Below are 20,409 nucleotides of genomic sequence, written 5' to 3'. Positions count from 1 at the left end.
ACTCTACTGATCGGGGGCCGCGCGGGTGGTTTCGCGGCGGCCGGCTGTCGGGTGGGTACAGGGTAGGCGCCGTCGGTCCGTTCGAGTGCTCGTGCGCGAGTGCGAGTTCGAGCGCTTCGTGGTCGCCGGTGCCCAGTGTCGATCGTGAGCGCCGGATTATCCGGCGCTCCTAGTGAATTCGCGAATGGACCGAAGTTGGTTACGGCAACCAGGAAACGTGCCCGCGCAAGATCGTGTAGCCGATGTAGGCCACCGCGTCGATCGTGGCGTGCGCCACAATCAGCGGCCACAGGCGATGGGTGCGCTGCCAGTAGCGGCCGAAGATCACACCCATCACCAGATTCCCGATGCCGCCGCCCAAGCCTTGATACAGGTGGTAGCTGCCGCGCAGCAGCGCCGAGGCCAGCAGCGAAGAGTTCTCCGACCAGCCGAGCTTGCGCAGTCGGGTGATCAGATACGCGACCACCAGGATCTCCTCGGCCGCCGCGTTCGCGCAGGCGGAAAGGATGAGGGCCGACAGCCGCCACCAGTGGTCGCCGAGCGAGCTCGGCACGATGGTGACGCTGAAGCCGAGAGCATGCGCGGTCAGATACAGGCCGAGTCCGGGCAATCCGATGATGGCCGCGAGTGCGAGCCCGGGCAGTATGTCCGAACGCCACCGCATCCGCGCGAGGCCGATCACCCGCGGTCCGATCCCGCTGCGCCACAACAGGTATAGGCCCAACGCCGCCCATCCGGCCAGCCGCAACACTCCGAGCAGCTGAAACAGCAGATCGATCGTCGACTGGGTCGCGCGCGACGGATTCAGCGCGACAGTCCGGCCGCCGACCCCACCTGGTGACAGCGCGCTCTCGATCAGCGACAGTGCGGCGTTGAGTCCGCTCAGCCCGAAGGTGACGACCAGAACGACCGCGATCTCGAGCCGGAGGGCGAATCGCTCCCGATCCGCCGGCTCGGGCCTGTCCCAGGTGGGAACCGATTCAGCAGCGCACATGCGCACGAATCTATTGCCAACGCAGAGTGCGCGGCACCGGCGGACTTCAGATGCGCCGCAACCCGTTCAGGAAGGGGCAGCCCGCGAGCGTGCGGACGGCGCGGCTCAGGGATTCGATGTCGTCGGCAGGAGTGTTGAAGGGCAAGCGGAAGTCGTGGTCGCCGTCGGCGCCTTCGATGCGCAGTGTGAGGCCGTATCGGTCGATGGCGAGCGGGTGCACCGAGCCGCGCTGCAGCCGGGGCGGCAGGTGGCGGGCGAGTTGGGCGACGACATCCGCGTGGTCGGCGTCCATGTGCTGCAGCCATGCGGACTCGAGCGCGCAGAACGGGTCGGGCTCGGCGTGGCGGAGTTCGTCGACGCAGACGGATTCGGCGCCGGTCGAGTCGGCCAGCACCGCGGAGTTGATGACCACCCGCAGCAGGGTGGCGGTGTATCCGACATCCAGCAGCCCGGGATGCGGATGGTCCTTGGCCACTTCGGAGGCCAGCGCGCGTTGCGCCTGATTCGGCACGGTGCGCACCCACCCGCGCAGCCAGACCAGTGCCCGCACCGGCTCCCGCAATGTCAGCGGCGAGTGATCGGTGAGCTCGAGCACCGCCGGTGCGCCGGCGTCGCCGGAATTCGCGGCGAGCACGGTGGCCATGGACGCGGTCGGCACCGCGATCACCACATCGCCGCATTCCCGCAGGTGATGTAACGAAACCGAGGTCGGATCGATGCCCGGCATCGCGAGTACCGCCTGCTCCGCATGCGCGCACGCGTTGCGAATCCGCTCGGCGGTGGATGGTGCGACGGTCGGGTTCGGCATGCAGACCTCCAGTACTCGGTGTTGCCTCGCTTCGCTCGCGCTAGCTTAGGTAAACCTAAGCTAAGTCACGCGCCATCGTTCCGCAAGCGTTCGCCTCGGCCAGATCCTGAGATTTCCGTCCGACCGGCCATGGTTACGGTGAGGAGATGGCGGATGGATCGGGAGAACCGGTGTTGGTTTCGTTGACGGCGCCCGCGCGACGCAGCCTGGTCGAAGGCCTGGTGCGTGGATCCGGACCGGGAGATACGGCGGCGCGCATCGTCGATGTGGATGTCGCGGATGCGGAGATCGCCGATTTTCTTGCGGAGGTCGCACACGCGGATACCGGGTTCATCGCCCGTACCGCCCACGGCGATCGAGCCCTGGCAATCGTCGCGGCAACCGCCGCTGCCCTGTGCGGCGAGGACATTCGCACCGCTCTCAGCACCCCGGACATCGCCTTCCTGATCGCACTGAAACCACCGGCGATCGAGGCCGTTCGCAGCGTGCTGCTTGCCATCGAAACCGAAAGGACCGACGAGGTGACCCGTGCCCTCGCACCGCTCGTCGTCGCCGATTCCCCCAGGTGACAACCGATTTCGCGGAGCGCGCGGGTAACCCGCGAAACATTGCGGCGAGTAGCCCGGCGGCAGATCCGCGCCGGGTGCGACGCCGGCGCCCTTCCCCTGGCGATGGACGCCGCACGGCAGGGGAGTGCCAGATGAATACAGCTTCCCAGTGCGCCGAATTTTTCCAGCACACCGGCAACCGCAAGTACTGTCGTAATCGTGCCGCGAATCGCGTACTTCGGTCCGTCCGGAACCTTCACCGAGATGGCCCTTGCCGAGCTCGAATCCTCGGCGGCCTTCGAGGGGCCGGTCGAGCGGGTCGCCGCGCCGAGCCAAGGGGCCGCGCTGGACCTCATTCGGTCCGGTGACGTCGACGGTGCGGTCGTGCCGATCGAGAGTTCCGTCGAAGGATCCATCTCGGCGACCTTGGATTCGCTCGCGATCGGCCCGCGACTACAGATCGTCGCCGAGACCGAGTTGGAAGTGACCTTCACGATTCTCGCCGGATCGGGCACCCGGCTCGCCGATGTGCGCACACTGGCCGCCTATCCGGTCGCCGCGGCGCAGGTGCGCATGTGGGTCTCGCGCAACCTGCCGAACGCGCAGCTGTACACCTCGGCATCGAACGCCGCCGCCGCCGAGGACGTGGTTGCCGGTCATGCCGACGCCGCCGTCTCCACCGCGCTGGCCGGCGAGCGCCTCGGGCTGACGGCAGTGGCTTCGGGCGTGGCCGACCATGAGCACGCGATCACCCGATTCGTCCTGGTCACCAAGCCTCGATCCGCGCCGCGCTCGACTGGCGCGGACCGCACGTCGATCGTGCTGGAACTGCCCAACGAGCCGGGTTCACTGATGCGTGCGTTCGCCGAATTCGCTACTCGCGGTATCGATCTGACCAGAATCGAATCCCGACCCACCCGGACGGGCCTTGGCACCTATCGCTTCTATCTCGACTGCGTCGGGCACATCGACGACGCGGCGGTGGCGGAGGCGCTCAAGGCGCTGCACCGCACCGCGCGGATCAGGTTCCTCGGTTCGTGGCCCGCGACATCGGCGACGGGGACCCCGCCGCCGTCGGATGAGGCGGCCGCAGAATGGCTGACCCAGCTACGAAAGGGGGTGGCGGATCTATGAGCGGAAAGCTGATTCTGGTCCGGCACGGCGAGACCGAAGGCAATGTCGCCAAGATTCTCGACACCAAGGTCCCTGGCCTGCCGCTCACCGAACGTGGTGCGGCGCAAGCGAAGATGTTCGGTTCGAGTCTGCTCGCGGAGCCGCGTGCGTTGTTCTGCTCGACGGCGCTGCGCGCCAAGCAGACCGCGGGCTACATCGAGGCGGCGACCGGCGTACCCGCCGAAGTGCTCGAAGGCGTGCACGAGGTGCAGGTCGGCGACCTGGAGGGCCTGGCAACCCAGGAGGCGCACGAGACCTTCCAGCGGGTGTACCGGGCCTGGCACGAGGGCGATCTCACGCAGCGAGTGTCCGGCGGCGAGTCCGGATACGACGTGCTCGCCCGCTTTCTGCCGGTGATCGAGACACTACGGACGACCTACCTGGCGTCCGACGCCGCCGACGGCGACGTGCTGCTTGTCAATCACGGTGCCGCCATGCGACTGGTCTCGCGGACCCTCAGCGGGGTAGCGCCGCCGTTCACCACCAACAACCATCTCGACAACACCGAGACCATCGAATTGGTGCCCCGTGCCGTCGGCGGCTGGGAGTGCATCCGGTGGGGCCGTTTCACGCCGCCGTTCGGCTACCAGGTCGCACCGACCGCCGACGACCCGATGGGTTAGCCGCCTCAGGTCAATGCCGGGTTGCTCGGGAAGTCCTCGCGCTCCGGCAGTACACCGATCAAATCCTGCAGTGCGGTCCGCAACCGCCCCGTGGTTCCGCTGCTCAGCGAGGTCCACTTGGTGCCATCGTCGGAAACGCTCGCGGTGGCGATGAATCGGCCGCCCCGGGTATTGAACACGGCGATGTGGTTCTCGGCGTAGTCCTTGGTACCGTCGCCGTAGATCACGCCGACGATCTCGGCATGCGAATGGATCTCCACCATCGCCGAGGCGATGGCCTGCGCGTCGGTGGCGGGATGTCCCACCCGGGCGAGCCGGGCGGCAGTCGCCTTGGCGTCGCCGGCGTCGTCGAAGATCGGGATGAGCTGTTCGGTCTCGGCGCGCATACCGGTCAGCTCGAGCGGCTCGGCAGGCCCGAGCGCGGCGATCACCGGTCCGGCCAGGTCGTCCTCGACCTGGTCGATGACATAGGAGTCCGGCCCGCGAAGGGCGACGGCAACGAAGTCATCGCCCTTCGCCAGGCACATGCGACTCGCATTGCCTTCCACGAACAGCCGAATCGCGACCACCCAGTGGGGTCGGTACAGCGCCCGCAGCCGGTCTTCGAGCTCTCGGTAAACCGTGTCACCGACCAGGAGCTCCCGATCGATGAGCGACTGAGCCGCCACGGCCATCGCCGCATCGTGATCGGTCACGTTGTCGTAGCGTCCCATCGCCTGGAGCACGATGGGCAGCTCGTCGATCTCCAGCTTCTCCAGGAGAAACTGCATCTCGTCGAGCGACAACACAACCGCCGCGAGCATCGACGGGCCGTGGCCCGCACCCAGCACCGTCACTTAGCCGTCCCAGCGGTGTCCGCGCCGATGACGCCGTCGGCCATGTAGCGACCGTCGTTGAAGTGATCGGCGCGCAGGTAGTCGGCCGACTTGTGCTCGGCCTCGTCGTCTTCGCTGTCGTGCGCCCGGTTGCCGAGCAACGGGCTGCCCGAGGGCGCCGCCGGACGAACCGGTGGGGCATCCAAACGCACGTTGACGGACTCGGCGACCGCGGCCGTGGCAGGCATGCCGACCGCGGCGCCCGCGCCCCAGCCTTCGGGAAGCTTGAGCGATCCGTTGGGGTTCGCGCTCGGGGCAGATGCCGCCGAGCGGGTTGCCGCGGCAGCGGCGGAGACCGCGCCGCCGACGCCCATCATCGACATCGGCGCGGCGGCCATTCCACCCATCGACGGTGTCGCGCTGGTGACGGCCGAGATCGCATTGGCGCCGAGGGTGCCGACCGTGCTGACACCCGAGGTCGCCACCGAGCCGATGACGTTCGCTGCCTGTGTCGCGGCGCTCGCGATGGCCGGGTTGTTCACGAACCCGACTGCCGCGGCGATCGCGGACGACACCGGATCACCCTGGAACGCGGCCTCGGCCGAGCTCGGGTCCGCGGTTCCGGCGCCGTTGGCGATCGACGGCGGCGGTACGAATTCGCCAGGGGTCGCCACGGTCGCGGTGGTAGCCGCCTCGTAGGTCTCCATGGTCAGCGCGGCGCGCAGATCCAAGGCGGCCTTGGCGGCCTCGGCGATCTCGGAGCTGCCGTTCAGGACGCCGCCGGTGGAGGCCGCCGCGACCCGGGCGCTGTCGACGACCGCGATCTCCGGGAGGCTCGGCATCGCCAGCGACGCAACGGTGTACGCGGTCGCGTTCGCGACGGCCTTCGCGCCCAAGGTGGCCGCCATGACGCTCTGCTGTTCGGCCCATCCGGTGAAGCCGGCGAGCCTGCCGAGCGCGGCGACGCCGTTGACACCCTGCATGCCGATGCCCAACTCGGCCATCACCCGGACGACAGTCGTGGTGGCGTCGATCCAGGCGCCGGTAAGCCCGCCCCAGGCAGCGGCCGCTGCCGAGATCGGGATGCCGTGCGCGCCCGCGTTGAGCGCGATCGAGTTTCCTTCTGCCAGGCGGGGCATCCAGAACACCCCGGTCATACCTGCGGTCATGCTTGTTTCTCCCCTTTTTCCGTGATCAGAGCTGTCCGCGGGCCTACAGGCCGAGGGTCATCTCGGTGGCCTTCATCACGCTCGCCCGGAGGATGTCCTCACCGACGTGCGTGGCGAGCTGCATGCGCAGCGTGGCGGCAGCGTGATGCAGCTCGAGGACTGCTTGGGCGACCGCCTGGTCGTGGGTCACTGCGCCGCGGTTGAAGTGATTGGCTGCCAGCAGCGACACCTCGTCGACCCCGGACGGGAGGACATGGGTTGCCGCGGCGCTGACCACGTGTGCGGCGGCCAGCCGGTCGGCAACCAGATCCAGCTCTAGCGCTGCGGCAAGGACGGCTTCGGGTGTGATGTCTACACCGAACATGACTCGACTCCTTCTAGTGGCGGCTACTGGGCGGAACCACGAGAATTCCCCCTACGAGTGATAGGACGCGACAGCCAGGCAATCGGTTCCATCGAATCCCCAATTTTCTTTCGTGCCTTGACAGCTGCGCTCCGGTCCCACACAGCTGCGTAAAAGACTAACCCCATCCCAACTGATGCAACCGGTCTTCGTCAATCCCGAAATAGTGTGCAATCTCATGGATCACAGTGATCGCCACTTCTTCGACGACTTGGCTCTCATCGTCGCAGATTTCGAGGATCGCGTCGCGGTAGACCGTCACGGTGTCGGGAAGCGCTCCGCCGTAATGGCTATCGCGTTCGGTGAGTGCGATCCCGTGATAGAGACCGAGCAGCCGCGAGTCTTCCGAATTGCGAGCCTCGATAAGCACGACGACATTATCGATGGCACCGGCCAGCTCCGGCGGAATGAGATCGAGCGCATCGCCGACCAGTTCTTCGAACCGGTCCTCGGACATGGTGACCGACATAGGACGAGCGGCCGGTCTAGCGCGGCTGCGGCGGCAGCGGCGCCGCACCCGGCAGCGGCGCAGGCGTCCGGCGGCCCGAGTTCGGCGGTGGCACCGGCGCCTGGCCGTTGATCAAGATCTCGCCCTTCGCCGAGCCGGTGATCGGGGCGAAGCCTTCCCGGTCGGTGCCTTTGCCGATCATGCAGTCCAGCTTGCGACTGCCTGCCAGCCAGCTGCGGGCATCGACATAGTCGAAGAACAGCGTCAGCGTCTTGTTGCGCACCTGATCGGGCGACCCCAGATAGTCGGTGGCGAAGCGGGCGCACTCCTCCTCGACGAACCGGTCCTGCTCCTGCTTGGCGGGCGGTCCGCCGGGGAACCGCGCCGCGAGGTCGATGGTGGACACGATCTCGACGGCGTGCGCCTGCGCGCAGTCCACCGGATCGGTCGGCAGGTTCTGGTTGATGCCGAGGCAGGTCCCCGCCTCGAACACCTTCGACTGATCGTGTTCGACGGCGCTGCCCGTGGACGGCAGTGGGGCGCCGGTGCTTCCGGAGTACTGCAGCCCGCAGCGCAGCGTCCGATCACCGTGCTTCCACCCGTCGGGGCTCGGGTACATCAGCCCGACGACATAGCGTCCGCGCGGATCGAAGCGCCCGCTCATGTACTGCTGCACCGCGGGGACGCAATGCTCTTCCTTGAGCTCGGTCAGCCGCAGCGAGTCCGGGAACCGCGAGCCGGCGCCGAATTCTTTGCCCGGGTACTTGCTCATGTCGATGTCGGCGGCGACCTCGAACAGATGCCTGTTCGAGCACGCCACCTTCACCAGGTCGCCGCGGTCGGGCTTGGTCCAGCTCAGGCAGTCGCCTCTGGCCGCGGTGCCGAACTCCTTGTCGAGCACAGTGTCGACCGACGACCCGGGAGTGTGCGCCTCCAGCCCCGTTTCATTGTCGAACCCGGTCACGAACAGCGTGACCATGGCCGCGATGACGGCGCCCGCCGCGACGGCGAGCAGCCCCCAGCGCAGGGTCGGCGCGGACAGGTGCAGGTTGCTACCCGTGAGCAACGCGCGGGCGTCATCCAGCGACCGTGGGAACGAGCCGAGGACCGACGGTTTGGCGCCCGAGGGATGCTCGGTCGCCCGCGGGGGCTGAGGCACATCATCGGAGGACATCGCGATCCATCATGGCAGCGTCTGATCTCCGTTGCCACGACCTGGTCGATCACGCGCGGGTGTCGGCGTGCCGACACCGCCGTAGCGGCGCGATCTCAGCCGCGAAACGCCGACAGGAACACTCCCGGCAGGCGCGCCGGGTTGCCGCTCGCGTAGAACTCCGTCAGTTTGCGCCCGGTCGCCGCGGCGGTGGCATTCGTGACGAACCACGGCGGCTTCGGAGACAGCGCGAGTTCACCGTGCACCAGTGACCGCGGCGCTGGCCGGAACGGCCCGCGCACCACCGTGCGTTCCACATCGTCGAGCAGGAAAGCGTTGTGCACCACGCCGATTCCGCTCTGCACGTCGTCGATGGTGTGGCCGGGGTAGGCGCCCCACGCGGCCCGTGGCGCGAGGAAGGCCAGCGCGGTCCACGCATTGACCGCGATCGCGCCGTAGCGCAGCCGTTCGATCGCGCCGTCGAAGGCGATGCCGAGCCGTTTGATGGTGTTCGGGTGCGCGATCACATTGGCGCCGAGCGTTCCGGTGAGTTCGGTGTTCGCGAAATCGACCGCGTGCCGCAGGAATTCGCCGCCGCCATAGGGCAATTCGACCACGCCGAGCACCGGTGAGAAGTACTCGGTGCGCAGCAGCGGGGTGTCGGTCCGCGGCAGATTCTCGACCAGCACCCGACTCTGCCCCGGCCCGAGCCGTTCCGCATCGGGATACACCGCGACAGCGTCTGCGACCCGGTCGTCGCTGCCCGGGTAGTAGGCCGGGCGCTGCGGCGCCTTGTCGATCGCGGCGCGTAGCTCGGCGAGGAATCTCTCCTTCTGCGGCCAGTTCGCGCTCAGCACCACGGCTTGGGTGGCGACGCAGTTGTAGCCGCCGTTGTGCAGCCGCTGGGTCGCCACGTGTTCGGCCTGGAAACGCAGGTCGGCGTCGCTCCATTCGCCTGGCACGACGATGGTCGGCGAGACGCCGCCGAGTTCGCTGGTGATCGGCTTGTCCAGCAGCGGGCGCTTGTCGGACTTGCGTTCCTGCCCCTCCGGTCCGGGCCCCCAGACGATCGCGTCATGGGTGTGCGCGCTGCCCGTCATGTGCACATGCGCCACGTCGGGATGGCGCACCAGATACGCGCCCGCGTCCGGCCCGCCGGTCAAAATCCGCAGCACACCGAGCTCGATAAGCGGCGCGAAGATCATCTCGAGCACCGTGAACAGCGGATCGGTGATCGGGTTCAGTTTCAGCGCGACCACCCGGTTGTGCGCGTAGAGCTCGTACAACGCGTCCAGCGGTGGAATCGAGGTGATGTTGCCCGCGCCGAGTATCGCGCCGATGCCCGCGGTCGCCGTCGGGTCGAGCTGGGCCAGCCCGGCGCGTCGGCGCGCGGTGCCGGCGTCGACGCCGGGCCGCAGCCACACCTCGCCCCGGAAGCCGCTGAGCAGCAAACGGTCGTAGACATCCAACGGCAGGATCGGCACCGCGACCCGATTTCCTGGCGCCTCGGTCAGCGCGACCCCGTCGAGCGGACTGCGCCCCTGCTCCAGCGCCGTCAGCGTGGCCGACAGCGCGGCTGTGGCCTGCAGCAGCGTCATCGGACCCGACATCCATTCCTCACCGACCAGCGGTGAGCCCTCGTCGAGCCCCTTCCAGGTACGAGCGGCGCGCACCCAGTCGGCGGCGAAGCGTCCGGTTCGGGTGTGGATTTCGTCGAGGAGTTCGCGGCGACGGCGCAGCGAGGTCTGGGCCCACGCCTTCTCGCCCGCGGTCAGATCGGATAGTGCGCTATCGATTTCTGTTTCGTCGAAAGTTGTGCCCACAAACCAACTATGCGCGTGAACGAGGCCCGATGGCTCACATCGTGGGATATCGGCGTGAAACAGCAACACCGCGCCTCTTAGGCGGCTGCCTCGCCTTCGCTCGGCCCGGCGCGGGCTATCGACGGACTGTGTCCGACTGTGTCTGTCAGGCGGCTGCCTCGCCTTCGCTCGGCCCGGCGCGGGCTGCGGTCGGACTACGTCCGGCTGCGCCTACTAGGCTGGTCACCCATGATCGACCTCCGATTCCTGCGGGACAACCCTGACGCGGTCCGCGCCTCGCAGCGCGCCCGCGGCGAAGACCCCGCCCTCGTCGACGCCCTGCTCGAAGCGGACGCGGCGCGCCGTGCGGCGGTGGCCACCGCCGACAATCTGCGTGCCGAGCACAAGGCCATGGGCAAGCTGGTCGGCAAGGCGAGCCCGGAGGAACGGTCCGCGCTGCTCGCGCGGGCGCAGGAGATGTCGGTGAAGGTCAAAGAGGCCGAGGTGGCGCAGCACGCCGCCGACGCCGACCTGGACGCCGCGCAGCGCGCCCTGTCGAACGTCGTGCAGCAGGGCGCGCCCGCGGGCGGCGAGAACGACTACATCGTCCTGGAGACCATCGGCACGCCAACAGAATTCGATTTCGAGCCGAAGGACCACCTGGAACTCGGCGAGTCGCTCGGGCTGATCGACATGGAACGCGGTGCGAAGGTCTCGGGCGCGCGCTTCTACTTCCTCACCGGATACGGCGCGCTGTTGCAACTCGGGCTGCTGCAGCTGGCCGCGCAACGCGCGGTGGCCAACGGCTTCACGATGATGATTCCGCCCGTGCTCGTCCGGCCGGAGATCATGGCGGGCACCGGGTTCCTCGGCCAGCACTCGGCGGAGGTCTACCACCTCGCCGACGATGATCTGTACCTGGTCGGCACCTCGGAGGTGCCGCTCGCCGGTTACCACTCGGGCGAGATCCTCGATCTGAGCGATGGCCCGAAGCGGTACGCGGGCTGGTCGTCGTGCTTCCGCCGCGAGGCCGGCAGCTACGGCAAGGACACTCGCGGCATCATCCGGGTGCACCAGTTCGACAAGGTCGAGATGTTCGTCTACACCACGCCGGAGCAGGCCGACGCCGAGCATCGGCGGCTGCTGGCGTGGGAGCAGGACATGCTGGCCGCTGTCGAGGTCCCTTATCGGATCATCGATGTCGCGGCAGGCGATCTCGGCAGCTCGGCGGCGCGCAAATTCGATTGCGAGGCTTGGGTGCCTACCCAGCAGGCCTACCGTGAGCTCACCTCGACCTCCAACTGCACCACCTTCCAGGCGCGCAGGCTCTCGGTGCGATACCGGGACGAAAATGGAAAGCCGCAGATCGCAGCCACTTTGAATGGCACACTGGCGACCACGCGCTGGATCGTGGCGATTCTGGAGAACAACCAGCAGGCCGACGGCTCGGTGCGGGTGCCCGCCGCGCTGGTTCCGTTCGTCGGAACCGACGTGCTGCGACCGACCAAATAGGCCGGGGCCGAACATGCGTCCGTCCAAGCGCCCTCAGCTCACCATCCGGCAGGCACTGTGCCGGCGGTCGGCCGAGGGCGCCATCGTGGGCGAATCGCGCCGGCCGAACGGCTCGCCGGACCAATAGCCGCTGGTTCGCCATGCCGGATTCACGGGATGTGGCAACCACCGCGAATCGTTACCTCTAGGCTATTGCCGTGCGAGGAATCGGGGCGCGCGGCGATACCCGAACCCGGGTGCGGGCGGCATCGGCGCTGGCGACAGCTATGGTCATGGCTCGGACCACCGGGGCGTTCTACGTCATGGGTGGTGTGCTTGGCCTGATTATTACTGCCATCGCACCGGGGGACGAGGGTAATCGACCGCTGGTCGGTACAGCTGCGGCGATAGCGCTGACGCTGGGACTCACGCTGCTCGCGTGGGGCCCGCGACTGCCGCATTCCATTCATCACGCGTACGTCGCTATCGCGACGGTCCTGGTGACGGTCGCGGTGCATTCGTTCCCGAACACGGTCGGCGCGATCAGCCTCGCCTCGTTCTATGTCTTCGTCGCCTGTGACGCGGCATTGTTCTTCGCCTGGTCGCAGGCGCTCGCGCATATCGCGTTCGCCATGGTGTTGTGCCTCTGGGTGCTGCCCGCGCGGCCCGTTGTCCCCGGCCTGCCTTGGTGGTCAGGGTTGATCCCGGCGGGTGTGACCTTCGGTGTTGGTGTCGTCGTCGGCGTCCTGACCAGGATGGCCTCCGAAGCCGACATCGATGTGCTCACCGGTCTGCTGAACAGGCGCGGCTTCGACCGCGCGCTGAACACCGCGATCGAGCACGCCACCCGCAGCGGGCAGGGGCTCGCGCTGGTGCTCGTCGACCTCGACCGCTTCCAGAAGATCAACGACCACCTCGGCCATCGCGCCGGTGACGCGGTACTGCAGCGCGTTGCCGACACCTGGTCCAAGCTGCTCGCTCCCGATCAGCGGCTGGCCCGCTACGGCGGCGACGCTTTCGCGCTGCTGCTGCCGAATACCACCGAGCAGGCCGCGATTCTGCTGACCGAGCAGTTGCGGGCCGCGGTGACCACCGGATGTTCCGCGGGCGTCACGTCGTGGCAGCCGGGGGAGTCGGGGTCGCTGCTGGTCAGCCGGGCCGACGTCGGCCTGTACCGGGCCAAGCAGGCCGGTCGCAACCGCACGGTGCTCGAGTCCTCGCGGCAGCTGCCGCTGGCGGTCGAGTTGCGTGAGGCGATCGACCGCGGCGCATTGGACGTGCACTACCAGCCGATCGTCAGCCTGACCGAGGGCGGCGGCAAGGCGGTCGGTGTGGAGGCGCTGCTGCGCTGGTCGTCGAGCGCGCAGCCGGACGTCACCACCGAGGGTCTGATCCGGGTCGCCGAAGAGTACGACCTCATCTCCGACCTCGACGAGTTGGTGTTACGCAGGGCCTGCGCGGACGCGGCCCAGTTGCAGGAGACCTTCGCCCAGCTCGATCTGACGCTGAATGTGAACGTCAGCGGCCTGGAACTCGCCGAGACCGGCTACGCCGATCGGGTCGCGGGCATTCTCGCGAGCACCGGCTGGCCCGCTGACCAGTTGGTGCTCGAGGTCACCGAGAGCGAACTCGCCGCCGAATCCCAAACGGCCATCGGCAATCTGCACACCCTGCGGGAGCGGGGCGTGCGCATCGCCATCGACGATTTCGGCACCGGCTACTCCTCGCTGAGCAGGCTCGCCACCCTGCCCAGCGACATCCTCAAGGTCGACCAGTCCTTCGTCGCCGCGATCCGCTCGGATTCCCCCGCCCCGCCGCTGCTCGGCGTCATCGCCGCTCTGAGCAGTGCGTTGGACCTGCAGGTGATCGCCGAGGGCGTGGAAACCGAATACCAGGCCGCGGTCCTGACCGAGCTCGGATTCGCCCTCGCACAGGGTTACCACTACAGCGATTCACATCCCGTCGCCGACTTGATCAGCGACCTCAACGAGCATCACGGCCGAGTCGGCCCCGGCGCGTCGGACCGTGAGATCGGCGACGGCGACCTGCATGCCGCCAACGGCTGGCTGCCACTCGGGTGAGCCGCGTTCGACGTCCTTGCCGCTAGCTGCCTGTGAAATCACTTGACGGGCTATGGCGGGGCGACCAAGCTGAGCATCATGCGGTTGCTCTTCTACGGCTGTTGAGCCGATAGGTCGCTACGCGCCCGGTCGACGGGTCGCGCCGGCGAACTCAGCCTTCACGCGCTCACTGTTCGGGCGGTGCTCTTCAAGGGCATCGGCGACCTCATTCCGCTGTATGCGCTGTACGCGTTGCTGTTCGCTGATCATGGGTTGAACACCGGGCAGATATCCTCGCTGTTCGCGATCTGGTCGACCACCGCGTTCCTGCTCGAGGTGCCTTCCGGCGCCTGGGCGGACACCGTGTCGCGGCGAGCTCTGCTGGTGCTCAGCGGCGTGTTGCTCACCGCGGGGTTCGCGGCATGGACCCTGGTCCCCACCTATCTCGGCTTCGCGGCCGGCTTCGTCCTATGGGGCGTTTCCGGCGCATTGCAGTCCGGAACCTTCGAGGCACTGCTCTACGACGAACTGGCCGCACAAGGCGAGCGCGCGGCCTACCCGCGCATCCTCGGCTACGCGCGAGCCGCCTCGGAAGCCGCGATAGTGATCGCCATCGTCGCTGCGACACCGCTGTACATCTGGGGCGGATACGCCCTGCTCGGCTGGTCCAGTGTCGGCGTCGCCGCAACCCACACCCTGATCGGCCTGTCGCTCCCCGGCGCGCCGAAGTCAGTGTCCGCCGCAGCTGTCGAGGACCTGGAAGACGATGCCGCCGAAGCCGATCCACCCCACTCGCCGCGGCAATACCGTTCAGCGCCTGGCATCGATAGCTCGACCACGTCGGTAGTGGTGTTCACGGCGGACGCCGAGGACCCGGAACATGATGTCGCTGCGAATGATTCAGCGCAATCACCGGCGTCTGGCCGCTCGGTGGCAAGTACTGAGATTCCGACCACAACGGACGGATCGACGACCACCGCTGTCGGGATCCGACCTGCCGAATCGGTCCAGCCCACAGGAGTATCCAATGATCGCGCAGCGATGTCCGACGGCCGTGCTGTGGTGGTGGACGTCGCTGAATGTGGCGGCGGACCGGATCGTCCCGCAGCGCTGTCGACGAGCCGTTCGGCCGCCCAGCGTGGTCGTTCGACGGTTTCGCGTGATGCGGTGCCGGCCGCGCCCGGATCACCGGTGTCGGGGCCGTTCGCCGAGTATCTGACCATGCTGCGCACCGGAGTCGGTGAGGCGATTCGGGTGCGGGCCGTGCGAAACGGCGTGCTGTTGGGGGCGCTGTTGTCCGGGATCACGGCGTTCGACGAGTACTTCGCGCTGCTCGCCGAGTCGGTCGGTGTTTCGACTGCCGTAGTGCCGTTGCTGGTCGGAGTGACCGTGCTCGGCTCCTTGATCGGTTCGATGTCGGCCGGGCGCACCGAGGCGATGGCGGCGCGGACGATGGCGATCGCGGTCGGGGTGGGCGGTGTGCTGTTTTCCGGCGGCGCGCTGGTCGCAGGTCTGGCGATTCGTTGGCCCAGCGCCGTGTATGTGCTTGCCGGCATCGGCTTTACCGCAATCGGCGTCTCCTACGGCATTGTCTACAACGCGAGCATCGTGGCAGGAGCGCGGCTACAGGATGCCATCGAAGGACCCGCCCGCGCGACGGTCACCTCGGTGTCCGGCCTCGCCTCGGAGGTGGTCGCGCTCGCGGTATTCGGCTTCGCCGCTGTCGCAGCCCCCTGGTTGTCGATACCCGCGACGGTCGCCCTGCTCGGCGCAACAATCCTGCCGATCGCGCTGGCCACCCCCTCGTGGCTACCCCGCCGCCGAGCCGCCGACTGACCCGGCGAGTGGCACCTGGTGGACGGGGTCTACCCGAGTCTTTGCTGCGGCCGGGTGCAACTCGGCAGGTCAGTCGAGCGGGCTGCCGATGAGATGGCTTGCGGTGAGCAGGAATTGGTCGGTGGAGCGGTCGATGAGGGTTTGTCGGCTGATGGGGAGGGTGCCCGCCAGCCAGCTGTTGGTGGTTTCCCAGAGGCCGCCGAGGAGGTGGGTTGCGGCGAATTCGGCGTGTTCGCCAGCGTTTTCGACGACATCGGCGCCGACTTCTTCGGCACATACGGCCAGCATGATGCCTGCGAACGAGCGCATTACCTCGGCCCTGCGCATCAGCAGGGCCGGGTTCAGCTGAGCCTCGACGGTCGCGATGCGCGCCTTGCGTGGATCGTCGGCGATCACATCGATGGCGGCGGCGATGGCGGCTCTGGTCTTCGCACGGATATCGGGACCGGCTGTCATGAACGCGGTGACGACGGCCTGTCCGATCTCATCGACGATCCGGTCGAACAGTTCGCTGAACACCGAGTCGAGGTCGGTGAAGCTCTCGTAGTAGTAGCGCTCCGACAGCTTGGCCTTTGTGCACAGTCCGGAGACGGTCAGTTTGGCAAAACCCGAGGTCCCGATGATTTCCAATGCCGCATCCAGCAGTGCGGCGCGGCGGCGCGCCCGGCGCTGTTCGATCGGCACGCCGCCGTAGGCCCGCGAGGTGGTGGTCATTCAGTCCATTCTGGCATAGATCCTTGCCAGATTATCGATTCTGTGAGACGTTCTTGTCAGAAGGTGCCCGATGCGAGCACCGACGCGAACCTCGAACCGATGGGTGAAGTGCAATGACGCATGACAACCAGCTGCTACCCACGCCGCCGCTGTTCACCGAGTTCCCCTTCCGGCAGGCTGTTCCGGTCCTCGCGCCGGGCGATCTGCGCTGCACCGCCGCCCAGCGCGATTCGTTCCGCCGCTTCACCCAGGTAGGCGATCCGCTGGCCGACGATGTGGTGGCGATGATCCAGCGCCTGCCGGCCGGCGCGGGCCGCCGGATGTTCGAGATCGCGGTCGAGCAGGGCATCGATGCGGTGCCGGACGCGCCGAAAGAGCTGCGTGCGCTCTTCGGCCAGGTCGAGGCGGACCCGTATTGGCTCGACCGCGGCAAGATCGATCGCGGTGCCCGCGTCGTCGGCCGCACCAGTGTCTGGGGCGGCATCGCCATGGGTATGTTCGCCCTGATGGGCGGCTATCTCGCCTCCCGTGCGGACAAAACGTTGGTCGGCACCGGTGACCTGAACGCGATGGCTCCGCGCCGCCTCGCCGAAACCACACAGTGGTGGCTGGATGTCACCACTCCCGGTGGGCTGCAACACAATCGGGTCGGCTACCAGAGCGTGCTGCGGGTGCGCCTGATGCACGCACTGGTGCGCGCTGGCATGAATCGGCGGCCCGACTGGGATTACGCCGCATGGGATCAGCCGGTGAACCAAGTGCTGACCGTCGGCACCCTCGGCCTGTTCTCTATGGCGAATCTGGTTGGCGCGCAGGCGCTCGGGCTGCGATTCTCCGCCAAGGAAAAGGACGCGGTCTTCCATCTGTGGCGCTACGTCGGCTTCCTGCTCGGCATCGACGCCGAGATCCTGCCGACCTGTGAGACCGATACCTGGCGCGCATTCTGGATCCTCGCCGACACCGAATTCATCCCCGACGAGGACTCCCGCCTCTTGGCCCAGGCCCTGGTCACCGCCGCGGGCGGCCTGTTCGTCGGCAACGACACCGCTGCGCAGCGACTGGTCCGCAAGGCCGTCACCGGCTACATGGTCGCCTACAGCCGAATCATCCTCGGCCCGACCAACTCCGACTTCCTCGGCCTGCCGAACAACAAACTCTTCCAGAGCGCGGTCATGGCCACCGCCGTCGTCAACGGCGCCCTGGAAATCCCCCGCCAATTCCTCCCCGGCGCCACCCGTTTCCATGAAGAACTCGGCGCCCGCATCCGCACCCGCCTGGTCCGCGGCTCCATCGCCCGCAACGGCGGTGACCGGACCTACGCGCGCCACGACACCTTCGCCAACCGCACCGCGTTGCGCGCGGGGTAGCTCTACCACCCCGGCACCGCGGCGCTGAACTGGCGGTGGGTTGCGTTTGCGGACCCTTTCGCAGCGCGGAGCGGCGCGTCGTCGCGGTCGGCGGCGGATCTGGCTGCGGGCGGATCGCGGTACGGTGCGGGGGTGACCGGGCGGATGCGGGTGGGGCTGGTCTTCGGTTTCTGTATCGGGGCCGGGGTGGCGGTACAGGGGCGGATCAATGGTGCGCTCGGGGCACGGTTGCACGATGGAATCGCGGCCGCGTGCCTCAGTTTCGGCCTCGGGCTGGTGCTGCTCATCGTCGCGTTCGCTTGCAGTCGCCGCCTGCGTGACGGGCTCTCACGGGTGCGTATGGCACTGGAATCCGGTGAGCTGCGCCCATGGCAGTTGCTCGGCGGGCTGTGCGGTGCGTTCTTTGTCGCGTGTCAGGGCCTTACGGTCGCCGCGATCGGTGTCACCGCGTTCACGGTGGCGGTGGTGGCAGGTCAGCTGGTGAGCAGTCTGGTGGTGGATCGTCTGGGTCTGGCTCCCAGCGGCCGCACCCCGATCACCTCCTTGCGTCTCGGCGGCGCTGTCCTTGCGATGGTCGCGGTAGTCCTGGCCGCGGCCGGTCGCTCAGGTACGGCGGTCGGTTCTTCGGCCGTACCTGAGTGGCTGCGCGACGGCCCGGTCGCATTGCTGATCATCCTGCCCGCGTCGGCAGGCATCGGTCTGGCCTGGCAGCAGGCTGTCAACGGGCGAGTCGGCACGGTCGGCGGTCCCTTCGCCGCCACCCTCGTGAACTTCGGCATCGGTACCGCTGCCCTGCTCGCCGTCGAAGCGCTGATTCTCGCCCGCACCTCTTGGCCCACCGACTTCCCCAGCGAGCCTTGGCTCTATGCGGGCGGCGTCATCGGGGTCGCCTTCATTGCCCTCGCGGCCCTCACCGTCCGCTGGATCGGTGTCCTGCTGCTCGGTCTGACGTCGGTGGCAGGCCAACTCCTCGCCTCGGTCCTCTTGGACATCGCGATTCCCACCGGTGCCGGACTGTCGGTGTTGGCGGTCATCGGCTGCGCCCTCACCTTCGCGGCGGTCCTCGTCGCTGCCCGCTCCCGAAGCTGAAGCGCCTCCGAATCTCAGCGGAAGCGCCACCGGGTCCTCCGGCTTCCTGCCGGTCGCTCGATCAACCCGCTGAGCGGGACATGGTGGACGGCTGACGAGGCCGCCGTCCAACCTGCGGCCACCACCACCGAAAACTGTTCCGTGTTTCATGTTTTATGGGCATGACCGATGTGGGATGGTGCGGTCATGCTGATCGAATACGGGGTGTGGGTTTCGCGGCTGGTGGTGAGTGCGGTGTTCGGTCTGTCGGCGGTGGGGAAGCTGATGGACCGAGCCGCGACGCGGAAGTCGGTGGCCGAATTCGGGCTACCGATCCGGTGGGCGCCCGTCGTGGCGTGGGGGCTCCCGATGTTGGAGGCGGTGATCGCGGTGGCGGTACTGCCGCCGTGGACGGCGGTGGCGGCGGCGGTGCTCGCCACGCTGGTGCTCGCGGTCTTCACAGGTGCCGTCATTCGCCTGCTGGTGCGGGGAAAGCGACCTGCCTGTTCGTGTTTCGGTTCGTTGAGCGACGCGCCGATCGGCGCTGGGACCGTTGCCCGCAATGGGATGCTGATGGCGCTCGCGGTGCTGGTCGGCTGGGGATCGCTCGCGTATCCGCAGGTGCCGGGCGGGCTGCCCGCCGACAATGCGGTCGGGCTGGGAGTGGTCGCGGTGCTCGCCACGCTACTGGTCTGGATGTTCGGCGAGGTCCAGGGCTTGCGCCAGCGGGTAGACGAGCAGGCTCTCTCGACCCTCGGCGCTGAGGGGCTGCCGGTGGGCGCTGTTGCGCCCGAGTTCGAACTGTTCGACGTCGATGACGGCCGCACGACCCTGGAGTCGTTACTTGTCCATGGGCGCCGAGTATTGCTGGTGTTCGTACATCCCAGCTGTGAGCTGTGCGCGGCACTGGCTCGAGAGCTGCCGCGGTGGCACTCGCGCACCGCCGACGCGCTGACCATCGTGGTCGTCGGCAACGGCGACGCCGCCGAGCAGGCCGAATGGGCGCGGGAGCAGGGCCTCAACGGCATTGCCGCGCTGGTGCAACGGGGTAACGAAGCCGCCTTGCGCTACCGCGTCCGCGGCACGCCTTCGGCAGTACTGATCGATGCCGAAGGCCATATCGGCGCGCCGGTCGCCCGGGGTGCGATGGCGGTCCGGGAACTGATCGTGTCATCGAAGAAGGTTGTACGACAGTGATGGGGAGCGCCAGCGCGCTGAAAGTCCAATCGACCCCGGTGAATCGATCCGATCCGCTGCTTGTTCGACGCCATACGGACCGCTTTTTTACTTCCATTGTGCGGCAACAAATTTTATGAGCAATTGGCATCACGCCTGATGGTCGAGTCGATACCATCGAAGGGCTAGGTTCCTCCAATCGAAGTCGATTGGCCCTACTCGACCGAGGGGAAAATCAGCATGGCGGACTTTGCATTCACAGATTATTCCGGCAAGGAATTCATCATCCGGCTCAACAATGAGCAACGGATATCCGAGGCCCGTCGAATTCTGTCCGGCGAGGAAACCATGTCGGTCCACGTGATGGGCCGAATCAGGAAAACCGCTGTGAACTACAACCCGGGCTGGAGTTTCCATCTCGACCCGGACACGATCACCTTCTTCACCATGGCCATCGAGGTGTGCGACGCGGGCATCACCTACGCGGAAGACCACCTGGATGAGGCCTGCGGCGCCTTCCTGCCCGGGTGCTTCTGGTGTCCGTGGTCCTCACGGCTCACCCGTGAGATTGCCGCCTGACGCGCTTTTTGAGGAACATCGCGCTCGTTGGGTGCTGGTAGGGCACCCGTCCGAAAACTCTGTCCGACGGTCCCGGGGGGGGGGGGGGGGTGGGAGAGGGCGTGGGACCCGTTAGCGGCCGGCGGCGGCGGGGGGGCCCAGGGGCCCGGGGGCAGGGTGGGCGCGCGCTACGGTGCGGGTGG

General features: G+C 67.6%; 19 protein-coding genes. 10 read left to right on the top strand and 9 right to left on the bottom strand.

Going from position 1 to position 20,409, the window contains the following annotated elements:
- Positions 1-199 precede the first annotated feature (199 nt).
- Positions 200-994 (bottom strand): CPBP family intramembrane glutamic endopeptidase, encoded by a 795-nt coding sequence (locus tag ACFU4Z_RS12980; protein ID WP_379062291.1) that lies wholly within the window; start codon positions 992-994, stop codon positions 200-202.
- 46 nt (positions 995-1,040) lie between these two features.
- Positions 1,041-1,802: a DUF2470 domain-containing protein gene (locus ACFU4Z_RS12975; RefSeq protein ID WP_379062289.1), complete on the bottom strand. Its 762-nt coding sequence runs from the start codon at positions 1,800-1,802 to the stop codon at positions 1,041-1,043.
- Between the two features lie 146 nt (positions 1,803-1,948).
- On the opposite strand from ACFU4Z_RS12975, the gene ACFU4Z_RS12970 reads away from it, so the two are divergent.
- The 3 genes from ACFU4Z_RS12970 (at position 1,949) to ACFU4Z_RS12960 (ending at position 4,146) form a co-directional block, all read left to right on the top strand.
- On the top strand, positions 1,949-2,371 hold the full coding sequence (locus tag ACFU4Z_RS12970) for a hypothetical protein (protein WP_379062287.1): 423 nt from the start codon (positions 1,949-1,951) through the stop codon (positions 2,369-2,371).
- A gap of 198 nt (positions 2,372-2,569) precedes the next feature.
- On the top strand, positions 2,570-3,484 hold the full coding sequence (gene pheA, locus ACFU4Z_RS12965; RefSeq protein ID WP_379062285.1) for a prephenate dehydratase: 915 nt from the start codon (positions 2,570-2,572) through the stop codon (positions 3,482-3,484).
- Positions 3,481-4,146 (top strand): histidine phosphatase family protein, encoded by a 666-nt coding sequence (locus ACFU4Z_RS12960; protein WP_379062283.1) that lies wholly within the window; start codon positions 3,481-3,483, stop codon positions 4,144-4,146. The genes pheA and ACFU4Z_RS12960 overlap by 4 nt, the downstream gene beginning before the upstream one ends.
- Before the next feature lie 5 nt (positions 4,147-4,151).
- Here the strand turns inward: ACFU4Z_RS12960 and ACFU4Z_RS12955 are convergent, their stop codons facing one another.
- From ACFU4Z_RS12955 to ACFU4Z_RS12930, 6 genes are all read right to left on the bottom strand, one after another.
- The gene (locus ACFU4Z_RS12955; protein WP_379062281.1) at positions 4,152-4,982 is read right to left on the bottom strand and encodes an ESX secretion-associated protein EspG; all 831 of its coding nucleotides are present in this window, start codon (positions 4,980-4,982) and stop codon (positions 4,152-4,154) included.
- Positions 4,979-6,130, bottom strand: coding sequence for a PPE domain-containing protein (locus tag ACFU4Z_RS12950; RefSeq protein ID WP_379062279.1), 1,152 nt, complete (start codon positions 6,128-6,130; stop codon positions 4,979-4,981). The genes ACFU4Z_RS12955 and ACFU4Z_RS12950 overlap by 4 nt, the downstream gene beginning before the upstream one ends.
- Positions 6,131-6,173: 43 nt before the next feature.
- A complete protein-coding gene (locus ACFU4Z_RS12945) occupies positions 6,174-6,494 on the bottom strand; it encodes a PE family protein (protein WP_379062277.1) in 321 nt (106 codons plus the stop codon).
- A 157-nt stretch (positions 6,495-6,651) separates the two neighbouring features.
- Complete coding sequence (locus ACFU4Z_RS12940) at positions 6,652-7,002, bottom strand: metallopeptidase family protein (protein WP_379062275.1); 351 nt, start codon at positions 7,000-7,002, stop codon at positions 6,652-6,654.
- 16 nt (positions 7,003-7,018) lie between these two features.
- A complete protein-coding gene (locus tag ACFU4Z_RS12935; RefSeq protein WP_379062273.1) occupies positions 7,019-8,155 on the bottom strand; it encodes a septum formation family protein in 1,137 nt (378 codons plus the stop codon).
- A 95-nt stretch (positions 8,156-8,250) separates the two neighbouring features.
- Positions 8,251-9,957 carry an aldehyde dehydrogenase family protein gene (locus tag ACFU4Z_RS12930; protein ID WP_379062271.1) on the bottom strand — a complete coding sequence of 569 codons (1,707 nt, stop codon included), beginning with the start codon at positions 9,955-9,957 and terminating at the stop codon, positions 8,251-8,253.
- A gap of 228 nt (positions 9,958-10,185) precedes the next feature.
- Between ACFU4Z_RS12930 and serS the strand changes: the two genes are divergently transcribed.
- From serS to ACFU4Z_RS12915, 3 genes are all read left to right on the top strand, one after another.
- Positions 10,186-11,448, top strand: a complete 1,263-nt coding sequence (gene serS, locus ACFU4Z_RS12925) for a serine--tRNA ligase (RefSeq protein WP_379062269.1) — start codon at positions 10,186-10,188, stop codon at positions 11,446-11,448.
- 197 nt (positions 11,449-11,645) lie between these two features.
- A complete protein-coding gene (locus tag ACFU4Z_RS12920; protein ID WP_379062267.1) occupies positions 11,646-13,508 on the top strand; it encodes a putative bifunctional diguanylate cyclase/phosphodiesterase in 1,863 nt (620 codons plus the stop codon).
- Between the two features lie 180 nt (positions 13,509-13,688).
- A complete protein-coding gene (locus tag ACFU4Z_RS12915) occupies positions 13,689-15,323 on the top strand; it encodes an MFS transporter (RefSeq protein ID WP_379062265.1) in 1,635 nt (544 codons plus the stop codon).
- A gap of 69 nt (positions 15,324-15,392) precedes the next feature.
- Here ACFU4Z_RS12915 and ACFU4Z_RS12910 read toward each other — a convergent pair whose 3' ends face one another.
- Positions 15,393-16,037, bottom strand: coding sequence for a TetR/AcrR family transcriptional regulator (locus ACFU4Z_RS12910; protein WP_379062263.1), 645 nt, complete (start codon positions 16,035-16,037; stop codon positions 15,393-15,395).
- Between the two features lie 113 nt (positions 16,038-16,150).
- Here ACFU4Z_RS12910 and ACFU4Z_RS12905 point away from each other — a divergent pair, with 113 nt between their 5' ends.
- The 4 genes from ACFU4Z_RS12905 (at position 16,151) to ACFU4Z_RS12890 (ending at position 20,227) form a co-directional block, all read left to right on the top strand.
- Entirely contained in the window at positions 16,151-17,404 is a 1,254-nt protein-coding gene (locus ACFU4Z_RS12905) for an oxygenase MpaB family protein (RefSeq protein ID WP_379062261.1), read from the top strand.
- 132 nt (positions 17,405-17,536) lie between these two features.
- A complete protein-coding gene (locus tag ACFU4Z_RS12900) occupies positions 17,537-18,493 on the top strand; it encodes a DMT family transporter (protein ID WP_379062259.1) in 957 nt (318 codons plus the stop codon).
- A gap of 186 nt (positions 18,494-18,679) precedes the next feature.
- On the top strand, positions 18,680-19,669 hold the full coding sequence (locus ACFU4Z_RS12895; protein WP_379062258.1) for a peroxiredoxin family protein: 990 nt from the start codon (positions 18,680-18,682) through the stop codon (positions 19,667-19,669).
- A 219-nt stretch (positions 19,670-19,888) separates the two neighbouring features.
- Complete coding sequence (locus ACFU4Z_RS12890; protein WP_379062256.1) at positions 19,889-20,227, top strand: calmodulin; 339 nt, start codon at positions 19,889-19,891, stop codon at positions 20,225-20,227.
- Positions 20,228-20,409 lie beyond the last annotated feature (182 nt).

The organism is Nocardia sp. NPDC057440 (assembly GCF_042802915.1).
In the GTDB taxonomy this organism is placed as follows: Bacteria; Actinomycetota; Actinomycetes; order Mycobacteriales; family Mycobacteriaceae; genus Nocardia.
The sequence above is the reverse complement of the archived record's forward strand: the minus strand, read 5'-3'. Positions and strand labels throughout refer to the sequence as shown.